15 protein-coding genes and 1 tRNA gene are annotated in these 15325 nt (G+C 69.4%); 6 read left to right on the plus strand and 10 right to left on the minus strand.

The features are described 5' to 3' along the window. The first annotated feature begins 107 nt into the window (after nucleotides 1-107). Both ACIOGX_RS19405 and ACIOGX_RS19410 read left to right on the plus strand, forming a co-directional pair. Nucleotides 108-413, plus strand: a complete 306-nt coding sequence (locus ACIOGX_RS19405; protein ID WP_401914639.1) for a hypothetical protein — start codon at nucleotides 108-110, stop codon at nucleotides 411-413. 363 nt (nucleotides 414-776) lie between these two features. After that, nucleotides 777-905, plus strand: a complete 129-nt coding sequence (locus ACIOGX_RS19410) for a hypothetical protein (protein WP_281196396.1) — start codon at nucleotides 777-779, stop codon at nucleotides 903-905. Nucleotides 906-948: 43 nt separating this feature from the next. Here ACIOGX_RS19410 and ACIOGX_RS19415 read toward each other — a convergent pair whose 3' ends face one another. Further along, complete coding sequence (locus tag ACIOGX_RS19415; protein WP_401914642.1) at nucleotides 949-1179, minus strand: hypothetical protein; 231 nt, start codon at nucleotides 1177-1179, stop codon at nucleotides 949-951. Nucleotides 1180-1447: 268 nt separating this feature from the next. Next, on the minus strand, nucleotides 1448-1765 hold the full coding sequence (locus tag ACIOGX_RS19420; protein WP_401914645.1) for a helix-turn-helix domain-containing protein: 318 nt from the start codon (nucleotides 1763-1765) through the stop codon (nucleotides 1448-1450). Nucleotides 1766-2160: 395 nt separating this feature from the next. Between ACIOGX_RS19420 and ACIOGX_RS19425 the strand changes: the two genes are divergently transcribed. Next, a tRNA-Arg gene (locus ACIOGX_RS19425) sits at nucleotides 2161-2233 on the plus strand. Between the two features lie 297 nt (nucleotides 2234-2530). Here ACIOGX_RS19425 and ACIOGX_RS19430 read toward each other — a convergent pair. The 6 genes from ACIOGX_RS19430 to ACIOGX_RS19455 all read right to left on the minus strand — a co-directional run bounded on the left by ACIOGX_RS19430 (nucleotide 2531) and on the right by ACIOGX_RS19455 (nucleotide 9541). Then, complete coding sequence (locus ACIOGX_RS19430; protein WP_356512461.1) at nucleotides 2531-3070, minus strand: Pycsar system effector family protein; 540 nt, start codon at nucleotides 3068-3070, stop codon at nucleotides 2531-2533. Nucleotides 3071-3156: 86 nt separating this feature from the next. Further along, entirely contained in the window at nucleotides 3157-4602 is a 1446-nt protein-coding gene (locus ACIOGX_RS19435; RefSeq protein WP_401914648.1) for a DUF4407 domain-containing protein, read from the minus strand. After that, nucleotides 4595-5668: a hypothetical protein gene (locus tag ACIOGX_RS19440; protein ID WP_356512457.1), complete on the minus strand. Its 1074-nt coding sequence runs from the start codon at nucleotides 5666-5668 to the stop codon at nucleotides 4595-4597. Before ACIOGX_RS19440 ends, ACIOGX_RS19435 begins: the two co-directional genes overlap by 8 nt. After that, nucleotides 5665-7932 carry a hypothetical protein gene (locus tag ACIOGX_RS19445; RefSeq protein WP_401914651.1) on the minus strand — a complete coding sequence of 756 codons (2268 nt, stop codon included), beginning with the start codon at nucleotides 7930-7932 and terminating at the stop codon, nucleotides 5665-5667. Before ACIOGX_RS19445 ends, ACIOGX_RS19440 begins: the two co-directional genes overlap by 4 nt. Continuing rightward, on the minus strand, nucleotides 7925-8734 hold the full coding sequence (locus ACIOGX_RS19450) for a hypothetical protein (RefSeq protein ID WP_356512453.1): 810 nt from the start codon (nucleotides 8732-8734) through the stop codon (nucleotides 7925-7927). Before ACIOGX_RS19450 ends, ACIOGX_RS19445 begins: the two co-directional genes overlap by 8 nt. A gap of 93 nt (nucleotides 8735-8827) precedes the next feature. After that, nucleotides 8828-9541 carry a Crp/Fnr family transcriptional regulator gene (locus ACIOGX_RS19455; protein WP_401914654.1) on the minus strand — a complete coding sequence of 238 codons (714 nt, stop codon included), beginning with the start codon at nucleotides 9539-9541 and terminating at the stop codon, nucleotides 8828-8830. Between the two features lie 331 nt (nucleotides 9542-9872). On the opposite strand from ACIOGX_RS19455, the gene ACIOGX_RS19460 reads away from it, so the two are divergent. The 3 genes from ACIOGX_RS19460 to ACIOGX_RS19470 all read left to right on the plus strand — a co-directional run bounded on the left by ACIOGX_RS19460 (nucleotide 9873) and on the right by ACIOGX_RS19470 (nucleotide 13102). Beyond that, the gene (locus ACIOGX_RS19460) at nucleotides 9873-10145 is read left to right on the plus strand and encodes a hypothetical protein (RefSeq protein ID WP_356512449.1); all 273 of its coding nucleotides are present in this window, start codon (nucleotides 9873-9875) and stop codon (nucleotides 10143-10145) included. A 253-nt stretch (nucleotides 10146-10398) separates the two neighbouring features. Further along, on the plus strand, nucleotides 10399-11844 hold the full coding sequence (locus ACIOGX_RS19465; protein ID WP_401914657.1) for an FG-GAP and VCBS repeat-containing protein: 1446 nt from the start codon (nucleotides 10399-10401) through the stop codon (nucleotides 11842-11844). 346 nt (nucleotides 11845-12190) lie between these two features. Beyond that, the gene (locus ACIOGX_RS19470) at nucleotides 12191-13102 is read left to right on the plus strand and encodes a calcium-binding protein (RefSeq protein ID WP_401914660.1); all 912 of its coding nucleotides are present in this window, start codon (nucleotides 12191-12193) and stop codon (nucleotides 13100-13102) included. A gap of 176 nt (nucleotides 13103-13278) precedes the next feature. Here ACIOGX_RS19470 and ACIOGX_RS19475 read toward each other — a convergent pair whose 3' ends face one another. Together ACIOGX_RS19475 and ACIOGX_RS19480 are read right to left on the minus strand one after the other, a co-directional pair. Beyond that, on the minus strand, nucleotides 13279-14148 hold the full coding sequence (locus tag ACIOGX_RS19475) for an adhesin (RefSeq protein WP_401914663.1): 870 nt from the start codon (nucleotides 14146-14148) through the stop codon (nucleotides 13279-13281). Nucleotides 14149-14312: 164 nt separating this feature from the next. Beyond that, nucleotides 14313-15275 carry a hypothetical protein gene (locus ACIOGX_RS19480; RefSeq protein WP_401914665.1) on the minus strand — a complete coding sequence of 321 codons (963 nt, stop codon included), beginning with the start codon at nucleotides 15273-15275 and terminating at the stop codon, nucleotides 14313-14315. Between the last annotated feature and the right edge of the window lie 50 nt (nucleotides 15276-15325).

A 15325-nucleotide genomic window follows, 5' to 3' on the forward strand; every position in this document is an offset into this window, starting at 1 on the left:
GCGTAGCCCGGGCCGCGCGCTATCTGTGGCAGCGGGTCGGCACGAGCCTAGCCACTGCCAAAGTTTCGCTTGCTTCGTCTTCGTCCTCTGGCGCAGGTACCTGCTGTATGGGCTCATCAAGTTCTGATTCCGACCCGTCCTGCTGGTTCACCGCCCATTGCACGGCAAGCGACGTGCAGCCGCTGACTGGTGGCGTTCTGGGCCAGGACGAAGCCGAGCGTGAACACCTTCTGGCGATCGAGGCCGTAGGAGATCAGGCGTCTGTTCCACATGCTCCGGTCGAGTTGGTTGTGGAGGGACTCGGCGTCACTGCGGTGGGGGTAGACGAGTTGGTGGGCGAGGGTAGCTTCGGGGATCTGCTGGAGGTAATCGGCGCGTGGAAGTCTCGCTCGGTGGCCGCAAGCGCCAGCTGACCAAGACCGACCCGGAGGCCGTGACGCTCTCCGCGCTGCGGGTTCTGGTGATCACGGCGCTGCACGGGCGGGGCGGGCTCGGGCTGTCCTCGGCGACGGCCCACGAGGGCGACCTGGCGGAGGGCGTGAGCGCCGAGCAGGCCGAGCGCGAACTCGTCCCGATGCTGTCCCAGGTGATCTCGGCGCTCTTCCCTCACTTCACACGCGCGGCGCTGTCTCGACCCCCGCCGTGCTCGCCGGCCTCGGATCGCCGCCCACCAGGCGACCAGCTGAGCGAACGGTGGCAGCCGACTCAGCATCGAGGAACTGCTGCGGCTGCTGGAGCCGGTCCGCTTCGAGCGCGAGGCCCGCTACTGGGACGGCGTGGCCGCCAGCACCAACGCGGTCGGTGTCCTGAACTTCGGCGGCGGCGTCAAGGACTCCGGCGGCCGGGTCGCCGACGCGCTGCTCGGGCCCGACACCGACTTCGGACGCAAGATCCGCGGCTGGTAGCCCGCCTGTCCCTCTTGCTACGGGGCCAGATGTGGCTTAGAACTCACGGCTCGAGCGTGATCCAGCCGTCTGGGATCCAGCCACCGAGGTACCCCTCGACGAAGACGGCGAGCTCCGGGATCTCGAGATGACCCAAGTCCTGAACGGCGTCGCACCAGGGGATCCAGCAGCCTTCAAGGTCGGCCTGCGTGGCGAGCGAGTGGGCCGTGTAGACGCGCGCCTCGCGGTACCCACCCCCCCGGGAAAGGTGCCGCACGCACACGTGCGACGACATCCCCGCGCCGCACCGATCGGCCTGAGAGGAGCCGTCGCGCCGCCCTCTCGTACGTCTCACGCTCCTGGCATCGGATCACCGGGAGCGTCGGCACGCCACCACCAGCGGGTGGCGTGCCGGAGGTCAGGAGCAACCTGCGTCGCGGGTCGAAGCACAGCAGGTAGACCATCCGCCGCAAAGGCGGTGCATACATGCACATGAAAAAATCATCGCGCCGCGCGGTGGCCACGCAAGGCGGCAGCAGCCGAAAGGCGTACGGGCAGGTGATTCAGCGGGAGGAAGGATCCGGAGGCAGGGCCGCCGGCCCCGGCCAGAGCTGGAAGCCGAAGGCCGCCTCAAGTCGGGCGAGCGTCCCCAGATCGGGCATGACCTTGCCATTGAGAACCCTACTAACCGTGGAATGGGTCACGCCCGTCGAGTCGGCGAGAGTGCGCAGAGTGTGCCCTGTGGACGCCATGGCCCGCCCGACCTCAGCAGAAGCATCGGATCCTGCCGGTGCCACCCCCGCCGTCGGCACCTGCCTGCCGCTGACCGGACGGCGGCTCCGACCCGGCCCCAGGGCCCTCTCCCCCTTCCGCGTCCACATCGCGCGGCGTCCTGGCGTGCCCCCCCCCACCTGGTCAGGTGATGCAGCTAGCGGGTCAACAACCGGAGCTACTCACCAAAACGGACATGCCGCCCCACCCCCGCACTGCCGACACCTGACCGCATCGAGTCCCATCCGCAGACATCCCGCCGGAAACTCGCAGGTCAGAAGGTATACAAGAACGTGCAGCAGCGCGCAGTGGCAACGGGGGCGACCTCGGTAACCCCTATCCGCTAGGCTGTCAGCGGTCAGTCGACCTCCAGGGCGCCTGCCTGGGAAAGTGTCCCTCCGGACCTCACCCGACAGCGCCCCGACGGAAACCTGACCAGGGCGTTTGCCTCATCCCGCCCGGCACCCCCCACTGGGGTTTCCGGCACGGTTTTCGGCAAGCCCCCGCCTTCGTAGCTCAGGGGATAGAGCACCGCTCTCCTAAAGCGGGTGTCGCAGGTTCGAATCCTGCCGGGGGCACAGCGCGTTACGGCGCTGACCTGGGGTTTCTTCCTCAGGGAGGCGTTCTGTTCGGCCTCGGACTTCCCGTCCGGGGCCGTTTGCGTGAGCGGGCGGATCGCCAGGCCCCGACTTTTCTCCCGCCGGATCAGCACCATCCGGCACAAGCTCCGCCCGGACGTGCATCGAGGGTCAGACCTCTGAGTGGTTGTGGGGCCGTTTCGGATCTGGTCGGGCAGTATCTCGGCAGCCATCGGCGTGCGGAGCTCGCTGAGCGCGTCATGACCAGGGCCTCGCCGTTCCTCAGCCGCTGTGCCGCTAGTTCGAGGCTCCCGTCACTATGCCCAGCAGCGCGCACGCGAAGAAGACCATGCCCCAGGCCAGTGCGTGGCGTATGCAGCGGTATTTGGTCCAGGCGATCTGGGACAGGATCGCCAGTTGGCTCAGGTCACGGGACATGGGGTCGGTACGGCGGACTGTCCGCTCCAGGTGAGCGACCGACATCGCGAGCCTCGCGTCGCCGAAGTAGTGAGTTCGGGAGCGGCGGGGGTTTCCCAGCCGTGGGGTCATGGCCAGGCCCAGGAGAACGAGTGCCGGTACGCAAGCGGCGCAGCTCGCCCAGAGGAGGAACTGCGGGACGGCGGCGTACTGTCGTAGGGCGATAACGTCGCTGCCGATCGCGCCGAGCAAGGCTGTCAGGGCCGCGCCCAGGGACGCCAGCAAGAGGCCGGCCTTGTTGTCGGCCTTCGTGAGCTCCTCACGGGCCTCGGACAACAGGATCCTGGCGAGTTCCGCGCCCCGGTCCGCTGTGGTGGCGGTGTTCGGGTCCACGTCGGCGTCGTCTCCGGGCGTGGTCATGTTTCCCCTCCGTACCGTCGGTGTCAGGCGGCCGCCCCGGCGTGCGGGGCGGCCGTGGTGCTGTGTCCCTGGTGCAGGCGGGTGCGTCAGACCGTCGTCGAGCGGCGGATCTCGTCCTCCAGCGCGTTCACCGCCTGCCGGACCCGGATGTTCATCGCTGCCCTGTGCTCCCGGAACGCCGCCTCCGACTCGGCGCGGTGACGCCGCACCTCCTGCTCGATGGCGTCCTGGGCGATCTCGAGGTTCGCCATGGCCCGGCGTTCGTCGAGCCGGACCTCTTCGTCGTGGATCTTGACGGCACTGTTGCTCGCGCTGGTGAGCATCCGGTCGTACGCGGATTCGCCGCTCAGGTACTTCACCAGCACGGGGAGTACGTCGAGGAGGACGAACAGCAGGCGGACCAGCCAGATGCCCACGAACAGCACGGGGTTCCCGGCCGCGAGTTGATCAAGCGCCCGCATCCGTTCCAGGACACCGATCTCTTTCTGCTTGGCACGCTCCTCGCCCAGACGCTGCTCGATGCCGTCGGCGCGGGCCTTGAGGAAGGCGCCGCGTGAGACGGTCTGCTCGGCCTCGATCCCCGAGACACGGCTGTTCATGTGGGCCAGGCGCTTCTCGTTCTCATCGGTGCGGTGTGTCGTCCGGTAGTCCTGTGCCTTGTCGCGCAGGCGCAAGCACTCGGACGTCCGCTGATACAAGCCGGTGGCCGCTATGCGGATCAGCCGGCGACACTCGTTCCGTACATCGGAGTCGATGGCCTCCAGCCTGGAGGTATCCCGGTCCACGCGCTTCTGCAGGACGGCGGCATCCGAGCGCAGGGCGGCCAGTTCCTCGACCCGTTCCCCGGGTGTCCTGCCGAAGGAGAGGACGTAGTTCCTGCCGCAGCCCTCCGGCGTGACGGTCTGCGTCGTGGACGGTACGGGGTTGCAGCGCACCAGGTTGGTACGCAACTGGTCCATCGTGTCGGTTCGTTCGTCGGCCACGCGTTGCTCGATGGCCGTCTGGAAGATGCGCAGCACCAGGGGCTCGGCGATCACCATGCCGAGCATCAGCGCGATCAGCAAGCGCGTGACAAGAGGGCCGACCCGTCGCCGCGCGTTGGGCTGTGGAGTGACCAGCCAGCGGTCGAGGTTGAGCACGAACAGCATCCAGATTACCGTCGGGACGAGGGCCATGATGGAGACCCTGCCGAGCGCCTCGGTCGCGAAGTTCCACATGGAGAACGCCGCGATGACAGAGGTGCCGAGCACCACCCCGCCGAGGGCTGTGTACTTGCTCCGCTCGTACTTGACCCTGGCCAGCAGTCCCTCGTCGACGCCGGTAAGGGCACGCAGCCGTCGTGCGACGTCGAAATCGACGGGACGGCGGGCGGCGAGGGCCTCGTGACCGGTGGTGCGGGCGGCGGACACATCCTCCGTGGTGAGGGTGGTGGTCCGGCCGCTCGCACTACGCGCGGCTGCATCATCGCCGGTGTCCCGGCCGCCCGCCGCCGTGCCGGGGGCCGTCACCTGGTCCGTCAGGAAGTCAGTCAACGAGATCGTCCTCGTCCTCGACGAGACCACCCTGCGGGTCGCGTGAGCCGTCCCTGCCGGTTTCCGTGCGGAAGGAGCGCGCCTGCCCCGATTCGACCATGCGGGTCGTACCGGCGGCGGTTCCGACGCCGGGCGCGGCCTGACCGCCCGTCTCCTGCAGGACCTGTTCCAGTACCTGGTGATAGTCGACGTACTCGCTGCCGCCCATCTGCCGCAGCAGCGTCAGCAGCATGTCGCGGCGTATCTGCACCTCCGCCGTCTCCCGCGCCTGCGTGTGGGCCCGGTCCGACGTCTCGGCCTCGTGACGGCGGGCCGACTCCTTCTCGGTGATCCGATGGATGCGGGCCGCGGCCTCGGTGACGTCGATCTCCTTCCGGGTGATGCCGAAGGCGTCCACGTGGTCGGACCCCTGGGAGAGCAGTTCCGCGATCCGGAGTGCGTCCTGCGTCTCGAAGTCGCGCTGCCCCCTTTGCAGTTCCCATGAGCGTCGCTCGTCGCGCAGCTTCTGTTCCCAGTCCCGCAGGTCGTCCGACGCGTGTACTTCGGCGCTGACGAATTCCACGCTCATGCCCGTGACCCGTGGCGGCACGATCGCGCTGTAGGCGGTCATACGGTGACTGACTTCGGTCCGTACCGCGTTGACTTCCTCCACGCGATGCCCGGCGCTCACCCGCGGCAGGTCCCCGTCGCCCACCAGGTAGGCGCGCAACGGGACGGTGACGTCGATGATGCCCTGCCGGGCGATGGCGGCCGGGTCGGTCACCTGGCAGGTGAAGGACGCCCGCACCGTGAAGTTGTCCGCTTCACTCACAGACGGGAGCGTGCGTTCCACCTCGACCAGGCGCGCCCGGGTGTCGACCATGCTGACCGACGAGGCGTCGAGTACGTCGGGGTGGGACGGGTCGTACACCATGCCCTCGGGGAACGGGCGGTAGTTCCCGCCGACCCTGAAGACGTAGACCGCGCCGGGCGGCAGCTGCGGCACGTCGTCGCGACGGCGACGCCGAGACCACCAGGTGCCCTGGACCGTGGCCAGGATGTGCTCGGCGATGACGGGGTAGTTCACTTGCTTCGTCCTCCTTGAGCGGAAGTGAAGGGAGAAGTGGATATGAGGGACGCGGTGGAACGCCGGGAGTCCGCCGGCGCTCGGCCGCGCAGTGATCCGATGAGCACCTGCGCCACTTGGCGGGCGCCGGGAATCGCGTAGTCGGGGTGCTTCAGGGCAATGGACAGGTGGTGGCACAGCGCGGCCCACTGGCGCTCGCTCATGGCTTTCCGCATCGCCTCGCCGAGTTCGCGTACGGCGTCGGTGACGGACGGGTCGTCCCGCAGTTGCACCAGCGTCCGGCACAGCGCGCCGACCGCCCGGCTTCGGTTGCCGCTGTGCAGGACATCCGCCCACAGGGACCCCAGGTGGCGGGCACTGTCCGGGACGGTGGTCAGGAGTGCCGCGGTGACGGGTTCCGGAGCCTCCAGCCGGACGGCTTCCAGGAGCTGAACGGCGGCCCGCAGCGCGATCGTCCGCTCGCGGGACCTCGGCGCAGTCCTGGCGATCACCGTCCGTACGTACCGGAGGATGAACAGCGCACGCTCGGGGTCCTGATCGGCGGTCTGCAGCAGCAGAACCAACGAGCGGTGCGCCGAGAACGCGATCCGCTCCCCGCGCTGTGCCAGGAACCAAAGCCGTTTGAGGGCCTCCAGGCGGTAGAGGGCGCCCAGGCGGCCCGTCAGGGCCATGGCCGCCGTCACGGCACGGCGTGGCCCGCTGTTCTCCGTCCAGCCCAGGGCGATGTTCAGAGCCTGCGGCGCGAGATGCTCGACGTCGCACATGAACTGCAGCGTCAGCGCGGCGGTCACTCGCTGACTGGTAAGTCCTTCGGACCACGCCTTCAACATGCTCTCGTCGACCTCGACAAGCGCGTGTCGGGCGAGGAGCGCTACACCGCGGGCCACCTCCGTACGAGTGCCCAGGTCGCCCAGCAGTGCCAGCTCGGTCAGCCAGCGGCGCAGCGGGTACCAGAGCTCATAGCCGTACAGGTCATGCAGTTCCGCGATGACGAATTCGCGGACACGAGGCTCGGTGAAGACAAGATGACGTTCGCTGCGCCCGGCGTTCCGGCTCGGCCCAGGCCGGTGCTCGACCGTCACGAGCCCCTCCGCCCGCTCCTTCCACCGGGCCCGGGACTGCTGGGCCACCGCACCGTGCAGCGCCGTCCTGTCGTCGTGGTCCGGCTCCGCTGCCGGTGTCTCACCGCTCAGCTCCCAGTTGCGCACGTGGGCGGCGAGCGCGGCACACTCCTTCTCGAACGTCCGCTCCGGGATGCCCTCCAGAAAGGCCAGGGCCGCGAGCGGGATCAGGTCGTCCGCGGACGGCTGCCTGCGGAACAGCTCCCGGACCAGCTCCCGGCAGCGGTCCCGCAGGGTGTCCAGCGCCCTTTCCGCGCCCTGCTGGGACAGGACCAGGGCTGCGTCGACAACGTCCGCGGGGCGGCGCTGTTCGCCGACCCGCTCCCGCAGCTCGCGCTCGGTGTCCGGCGCGAGGGCGACGTGGGGCAGCAGTTCCCTGCAGTGCGCGAACAACTCCACAGGGTCGGGCGCCCGCCATTCCACACAGTGGTCCCGCAGCGCCAGCCGCCGATGGGTCGTGCCGCCCGCAGTGATCACCAGGTACGACCCCTTGCGGCGCAGTTCCCCGCTCAGCCGCCCGATCGAGTACGCCTGCACGGCCTCGACATTCAGCTCGCCGACATAGTCGAGAATGACGTACCCCTGCCCCGGCTTGAGGTCCTTCGACACGGCCAGCTCGGCGAGGGCGTTGGCCGGCGACAGGCTGCGCAGCCCGGCCCCCTCGCCGAGGATCTCCCTGAGCAGAGCGAGGGAGCCCGCGCCCCGGCCGCAGTTGTCCTGGCCGGTCAGCACAACGAAGGCGTCCTCGCGGAGTTTGCCGAGGGCCTCGTCGAAACAGGGCTGCGGCGGGATGTAGAACCGCAGGGCGCGGTCCGACTCCTCGGGCTCGATGGTGCCGGGGGCGAGACCGGGGGACGAGACGGAGCCGAAGCCGAACGCCGCTCCGGAGGCGTCGACAACGCCGTAGAAGTTGTTGTTGACGAGCTGGTGGACGCGGCGGAGATCGTCATAGCCCCGGTCGTCCTCCTCTCGTTCGTCCGCCTCCGGACGCCGCTCGGGAGCCGCGCCCGGTCCGCTATCCGGGCCGAGGCCGTCCTCCCCGGCTTCCGGCTCTCCACCGACGTCGTCCGGTACGGGCGCCTCGTCGGAAGGGGGTACGGGCGGTACGGCGGACCGGTCGTCCGGGTCCGGTTTGTCAGCCACCGGCGCTCCTGAAGCCGAAGACGGCGCCTCGGGCGTCCACGGGACCGGCGACATTGGTGACGTTGATCTCGTCTGCCCGGTACTCGTTGCTGATCCCCGCCCTATCGGCTCCGCCCGTGGCGGACGGTCCGGGCCGTGCCGCCGTGGGCTTCCCCGATGCCGGGCTCTCGGGCCACCCCGTCTCCCCGGTCCTGGGCTCGTTTGTGGTGGCAGCCCGCGCGCCGAGCGCGGGCACGCGCAGCCAGGCCGTGGCCTCGTACTCCTTCACCTGGACGGTGACGCGGGTGAAGTCCTCGGGAGTCAGGGTCGTGTGACGCCCCGCCACCGTGGACCTGAAGACGTCGTCGGACAGCAACAGCGCCAGGTCGGCCCCGGGATGCGCGGCCAGGGCGTCGTAGAGCGGACGCGCGTTCAGCAGGCGCGCCGTGGCCACCACGGCCGTACCTGCGAAGCCGTTGTCGGCCAGCTCCACCAGTCCCTGGTGGATGACGGCCCGCAGCCGCATGCGTGCCTCGGGGACCCGCTGAGCGTTGTACTCACGTAGTTCGGCGACGAGTTGGCGGATGTAGTCGTCGACCAGCCGCGGTTCCTTGCCGTCGAGGGGCCGCACCGCCAGCTGCTCGTCGCCCTTGCGCTGAATCTGCCACTCCGCGCGGTCCAGGCCGGCACGCCTGGCGGCACGGTCGAGAAGCCGCGGCAGATCGTGCTGGATTTCGGACTGTCTACGGTCGTTGTTGCTTCCGTAGCCCTGTGCGTCCACGGCGATACAGGTACAGGGATAGAAGTCAGGCCACGCAGCCACCCGATCATTTCCTCTCTGGACAGGTGATGGGCAGACACTGCCCACGAGGTGCTGTCCGAGAGGCTAGGAGAGAGTGCGCGAAGTGATTCCGTATCAGTACGGGTTGTCAGCCACGACTTTGGCGAATTCGAGCAACTTCGGAACGTCACAGATGGTTATGTTTCGGTAACTGCGTTCCACCAGCCCCTGAGCTGTCAGGGCGGCCAGGTTCTTTTCGGCCGTGTTGAGCTTCAGGCCGGCCAGCGAAGCGAGTTCCTTTTGTGTGAGCGTCACGCCGAGGTCGCACCGCTTGCCGTCACTGTCCGGATCGGGCTGGGCGTAGGCCTTGCACAACTCGGCAAGGACCCTGGCCAGCCGAGTCAGCGAGTCGTAGGCCTGGAATTCGATCCGGCGCAGGTTGGCCCAGCGCAGCCGGGCACACAGCATGTGGAGGATGGCCCGCATGGCGTCCGGATGGTGGGAGAGGAAGGTCTCCAGTGCTCGCACCTGAATGATCCGCGCGGTCACGTCACCGCACGCCACCACCGTGCCGGACCTGGGGCGCTCCTCGAAGGCCGCCATCTCACCGACCAGGTCACCCCCTATGCGGACGGCGAGCAGCATGTCGTAACCGCTCTCCGCGCTCGCGACGACCTTCACGACTCCACTCGTGATCAACAGGACGTGCCGACTCTCGTCGCCCTGCTGGAGCAGGGCGCGATGCGGCGGATAGGTCATCGGCGTGCCCTGGCTCAGGAGTTCTTCCCGCGTCGTGTCTCGCAACCGGCCGAGAAACGTGGACGGTGGCCACGCGTGATTCACCAGCACCCCCGATAATCGCATTCCGCGGTGCGACGCGCCGCTCAAGCCTGACCATGCTGCCGTCGAGCCGAGCGCCGGCAAACAGACAGGACGGGATGTGGCCTGTTTTCTTGCTTCTCAGCCAGAATTGACCGAACACGCGTTCCTCGTGGAAGTAATCGAAGCAGGTCGTCAGGGAATCGGTTATGCAGGCGTCAGCACGCCCTCCGGCAGAAATGTCCTCGGCCGGCCCCGAGGCTACCAACGCCGCACGGTATCGGAGAATGTACAGATGGTCACCTGGATCAACTGACCGTGGAGGTAGTGGAATACGACAGCCAAGGGACAGGATGAGCCGGTGGCCAGATGGTTCCGCAGTTACTGGGATGAAGAAGACACATGGTTCTACTTCGAGGTCGGCGACGACGGATGGGTGAGCCGGCAGGTCGAACTCGAAGGGCCTGCGCTGCGCCCCGTCGTGGCCGCGTCGGTCGGGGAGGATGACGCCCGGTACGGCTTCACCGCCGAGTCGCCCGTCGCCGACTGGGAAGGGCATGTCGAGGAGCCTCTGACCCTTCGGGAATTCGACGACGTGTGGGCCGCGGCCCGGCGGCACCTCACGGCACGCTGAGCGTGACACGTCGTCCGTGGGTCCGGATCCTGTCGGAGGCTCCGCGCGGTTGGGGTGGGGGCGGGGGGCGAGTGCGTTCTGTGCGGTGCGTACAACCCCCGGGCCCCTTCGGTGGTCACACCTGCACCGAGCGATGCGCGTGTGCGGGGTCGGAGGCCTGGTAAGGGATCCGGCCCCCGTGTGTCGTCGGTTCGGGATACCGACTCGGGCGGCCGTCACGGCGTCCGGCGTGCCGTAGGAGAAGAAGACACGCATGCAGCAGCACCTTCGCACCATCCTCGCCACCACCGCCTCCGCCGCCCTCGTCAGCGGGCTGCTTCTCGCCGCCGGGGGGAGTGCCGTCGCCGCGCCGTCCGGGGTGCAGGGTGACTTCAACGGCGACGGTTACCGCGATCTCGCGATCGCCGCGCCCCTCGGGAAGATCAGTGGAAAGGCGGGGGCCGGGTACGTGGCCGTCGTCTACGGCACCAAGAACGGGCTCGACAAGTCCAAGCGCACCATCATCAGCCAGGCCACCACCGGTATTCCGGGAACGCCGGAGACGAGTGACTACTTCGGCGACCGCCTCACCACCGGTGACCTCGACGGGGACGGCTACACCGACCTGGTGGTCGGCGTGCACGCCGAGCGGATCGGCGACACCGACTCCTTCGGCGTCCTCACCGTCGTCTGGGGCGGCGCGAGCGGGCTGAAGTCCGCCGTGGACATCTCGGCGCCGCTGCCCACGTACCGGAACGAACTCGGCTGGGGCCTCGCCTCCGGTGACTTCGACGGGGACGGACGCACCGACCTGGCCGCCGTCAATATCGCCGCACCCGAACTGAACATCTTCAAGGGACCGATCTCCCGGACCGGCAAGACGGCGGGCCTCGTCGGTATCGACACGTACGGCCAGACCGGCATCAACGCCGACAGGATCGTCGCGGGGAACGTCAACGGCGACGGCGCGACCGACCTCCTGGTCATGGGCCAGGAGGAGAGCGGCGACGCGTACCGGACCCGCAGCGTCCTCTACAAGGGGGGCAAGACCGGGCTCAAGGCGTCGAGCAAGGTCGCCGGGGGGTACGAGGCGGTCATCGCCGATGTCGACAAGGACGGTTACGGCGACATCGTCACCGGCAACTTCATGGAGAAGTCCGCCGACGAGCCGAACGGTGGCCTCGGAGGTGCGATCACCGTGACGTACGGCAGCGCCGCCGGGCTGTCCACCCGTACGCCGGTCCGTATCACCCAGGACACCACCGGAATTCCCGGCACCGCCAAGAAGGGTGACCGCTTCGGCTGGAGTCTGGCCGCGGGTGACACCAACCGCGACGGGTACGCGGACGTCGCGATCGGCGCGCCGGGCGAGGCCATCGGGAGCAAGCGGGCCACGGGCACGGTCACCGTGCTGCGGGGCTCCGCCAAGGGGCTGACCGGCACAAATTCCAAGAGCTTCACGCAGGACACGGCGGACGTGCCCGGCGCCGCCGAGGCCGACGACCAGTTCGGCGCCTCCGTCGAACTCACGGACAGCAACAAGGACGGCCGCGCGGAGCTGGTGGCCGGCGCCTTCGCCGAGAACGCGGGCGCGGGGTCGGTCTGGCTCTTCAAGTCCGGTACGAGCGGTATCACCGCCACCGGTTCGACGACCTTCGGCGCCGCCTCGGTCGGCGGGCCCGCCGGTCTGTCGTACTTCGGCGACGTCCTCGCCGGATAGCCGGATAGCCGGATGACCGGATAACCGCGTAGCGCAGCACCCGTCACAGGGGCCGGACCCGCCTGGGTCCGGCCCCTGTGACGTCCGTGGCCTGAATGCTGTCGCGGGCCCTGTCGCTTTCCGCGCGGCATTCTCCTCGCCTTCATGAATTTCCGCTGAACTGCGCCCGACGATGAATGGCCGTATTGCCGCCCATCAGCCAAACATCGCTGGTCAGCAGATATTCCATGCGACTGCACCACGGATGCGCGGATATATGCCGAACCCATGGGGTGCAACCAACTCCGATCCCAGGCGGTCACAACTAATTGTAAGAACCACATACGCCCCCACGGAGGTTTTGCACATGCCCTCTCCCCTCGTCAGCCACCGAGTCGTACGTGCCGCATCGGCGCTGACGCTGGCTCTCGGTACGGGGCTGGTCGCTCCGCTCTTCCTGGCCGGTACGGCCGGCGCCGCGGCGCCGGAGGCCACCGCCGCGTTCAGCGCGACCGACCACGCGATCCTCTACACGGCCGCCGCGGGCCAGACCAACAACGTGAGCGTCACCGCGTCGAAGACCAGCGGCGCCGCGGAGATCACCTACGTGATCGACGACTCCGTGCCGATCGCCGCGGGCACCGACTGCGTCCACCCCAGTAGCGCGGACCTGACCAAGGTCTCCTGCACGGTCGCCACGCTGGACAGTCAGGACCCGTACCCCACCCTGAAGGTGACCCTCGGCGACGGCAACGATGTCGTCACCTACAACAACACCACCGACGACACGTACTACTTCGCCTCCATCGACCTCGGCGCCGGCAAGGACACGCTGACCGAGACCGGCGGGGTCAACGGCAACGCCGTCATCGGCGGAGAGGGCGACGACAACCTCACGGTGGACGAGGTCACCGTGGCCTCCGGTGGCGAGGGCAACGACACCATCCGCGCCGCCGCCGGAACCATAGCCCTGGGTGGCAACGGCAACGACACGATCTACTCGAACGGCGACGGCAGCGCCGTCGACGGCGGCGCGGGCGACGACGAGATCCACGGCGACGCGGGCGAGCAGAGGCTGGAGGGCGGCGACGACAACGACACGATCCACGGCGGCGCCGGAAACGACTTCATCTACGGCGGGAAGGGCAACGACATCCTGCACGGCGAGGGCGGCAACGACACGATCTACGGGAACAGCGGGGACGACGAGCTGTACGGCGGTCCCGGCACGGACACCCTCTCCGGGGGCCCCGGCAAGAACGTCGTCCACCAGGACTGACCGCACCTGACCACAGGTGACCACACCTGACGGCGCCTGACGGCACGTGACGGCACGTCGCCGACAGAACCGGCCGCTTCACCACGCCCGGGGCACGGCGCGGCTCACCAAGCCGTGCCGTGCCCCAGCAACGGCCCCGGCAGCGGCAACGGCCCCGGGAACGGCCCGTAGCCCCGTCACGTGCAGTAGAGGTTCATCTGGGCCGCCGCGTGGTGGGCTCCGTAGCGGTCCTCGCCTCCCCAGTCCCGCCCACGGTCCAGGAGTTGGACCGAGAAGGACTCCCCCTCGACCCGGTAGCTGCCGACGCTCACCAGGCTGCCGCGGTGGGCGGTCTGGCGTACGCCGAAGGCCGCGTACGCGGACGAGGTGTCGGCGGGGTCGCGCAGGACGCGGTAGACGGTGGGGTGGCCCGCGGTGTCGGCCGGGCGGCCACTGTCCGGGACGTAGACGGCCAGCGCGCACTTCTCGTACGCCTTGCCCAGCTTCCAGGACCAGGTCGCCGTGGAGCCGCGGTCCCGGGCGGGGCTGCCGGACATGGGGACGGCGGAGAAGCGGCCGTCGCACGAACCGCCCTCGTAGCCGCCGTCGGTGACGGTGTACCAGGCGGCGTCGCCGTTCTCGAAGCGGCCGTGTTCGGTGTACTGGCCCGAGGCGCAGCCGGGGCCCGCCCATGCCGAGTAGCCCGGCGCGTCGGGGTCGTGGGTCTCGGTCGGTGACGCGGTCGGTGACACCGTCGGAGAGTCGGCGGAAGGCCCGGACGGAGACACGGACGGAGACGAGGACTGAGACGCGGACGAGCCTCCGCCGCCCAGGCCCGGCAGTTCCGGCGGGCCGATCCTGGTCGGGACCCCATCCGCCGCCGCACCGTCCGCCCCGCTCGCGCCGCCTCCGCCTTCGCCTCCGGATCCGGTGACCAGGGCGACCGTCGCCCCCAGGGTGCCCAGCGCCAGTGCCACCACCGCGACCGTCACCAGCGGGCGACGGCGCGAGCGGCGGTCGTCAGGGGCCGTGTGCCGCTCGGGCCCGCCCGCGACGGTGTCGCACACGGGGCACACCACGCCCGGCAGCGATACTCCCCGGCCACTCCCGCACCGTTCGCACCTCATGCCGCCCCACTATGGGGGATCCCGCCACTCTCCGGCAGCGGAAGCTCACGATTGGCCGGTTGACCTTTCCCCAAGGTCGGAGCACGGCGGGCCGGCACGGAGAGCTAACCCCCCGCCGTCGCCTTCCCCCCCGCCGCCTTCCCCGCCGTCGTCTTCCACTCCGCGACCGCCGTCGTCATCGCCGCCACCACCCGGCGCCCGCGGTCCGTGTCCTCCCGGACCGTACGGCTGAACTCCACGTGGATGAACGGGACTCCGTCGTCCGCCGCGAGCCGGCCCTGCTTGTTCGCGCGCCCCGCCAGCGGGCACTTGGCCGACCAGGCGCGGCACACCCGGAAGCCGTCGTCCGTCAGGGCCCGCGCCAGGGTGACGGCCTGCGGGCGGCCGTCGTCGCCCGCGCCCGTGGACACCACCGCGTCGTGCGCCCGTGCCGTCTTGTCCGCGAAGCCGTGGACCTGGATGCCGCCGAGCCCGCGGGCGACGAGTTCCGCGCAGACCGCGTGGAAGACCGTGTCGGTACGGTGCGCGACGTCCGCGGCGTTCCCCTCGCCCGCCGTGCGATGGGCACCGGCCACGACCAGCACCCCGCCGGAGGCGCCGCGCAGCACGCCGACGCCGAGGGTCTCGCTGTACGCGTCGGCGACGGGGTGCGGCACCTGCACCGAGAAGCGGGCGGGCGCGTCGAGGTCGATGTAGATCCGCCCCCAGCCGCGCGCGCCCTCGCGGGCCCGGTCGGCGATCTCCGCGTACCGCCGCCCCCGCACGGTGTCCCGGAGGATGTGTACGCCGAAGTCGACCTCGGCGAGCCTGCGTTCGGCCTCACCGCGCTTGCCGTCGAGGTAGAGTCCGACCCCGGCGGCGACGGTCTCGCGCTCCACGCGGTTGGGCGGCAGGAAGCGGGCGTCGGCCACGGTGTCCGTGGCGAATCCCGCGATCCGGCGTTCCAGATCGAGGTCGGTACCGTTGCCGGTGGCGGGTGCGGAGGGGTCGTCGGAGTGCCGGTCCAGGACCGGAGTGACGATCACCACAGCTGCCGCGATCAGGACCCCGACCAGCAGGCTTGCCATGATTGTTATCTTCACGGTCGGAGATCGTGTCATATGACGTTCAAAATACC

The sequence above is a fragment of the Streptomyces sp. NPDC088147 genome (assembly GCF_044741565.1).
In the GTDB taxonomy this organism is placed as follows: domain Bacteria; phylum Actinomycetota; class Actinomycetes; order Streptomycetales; family Streptomycetaceae; genus Streptomyces.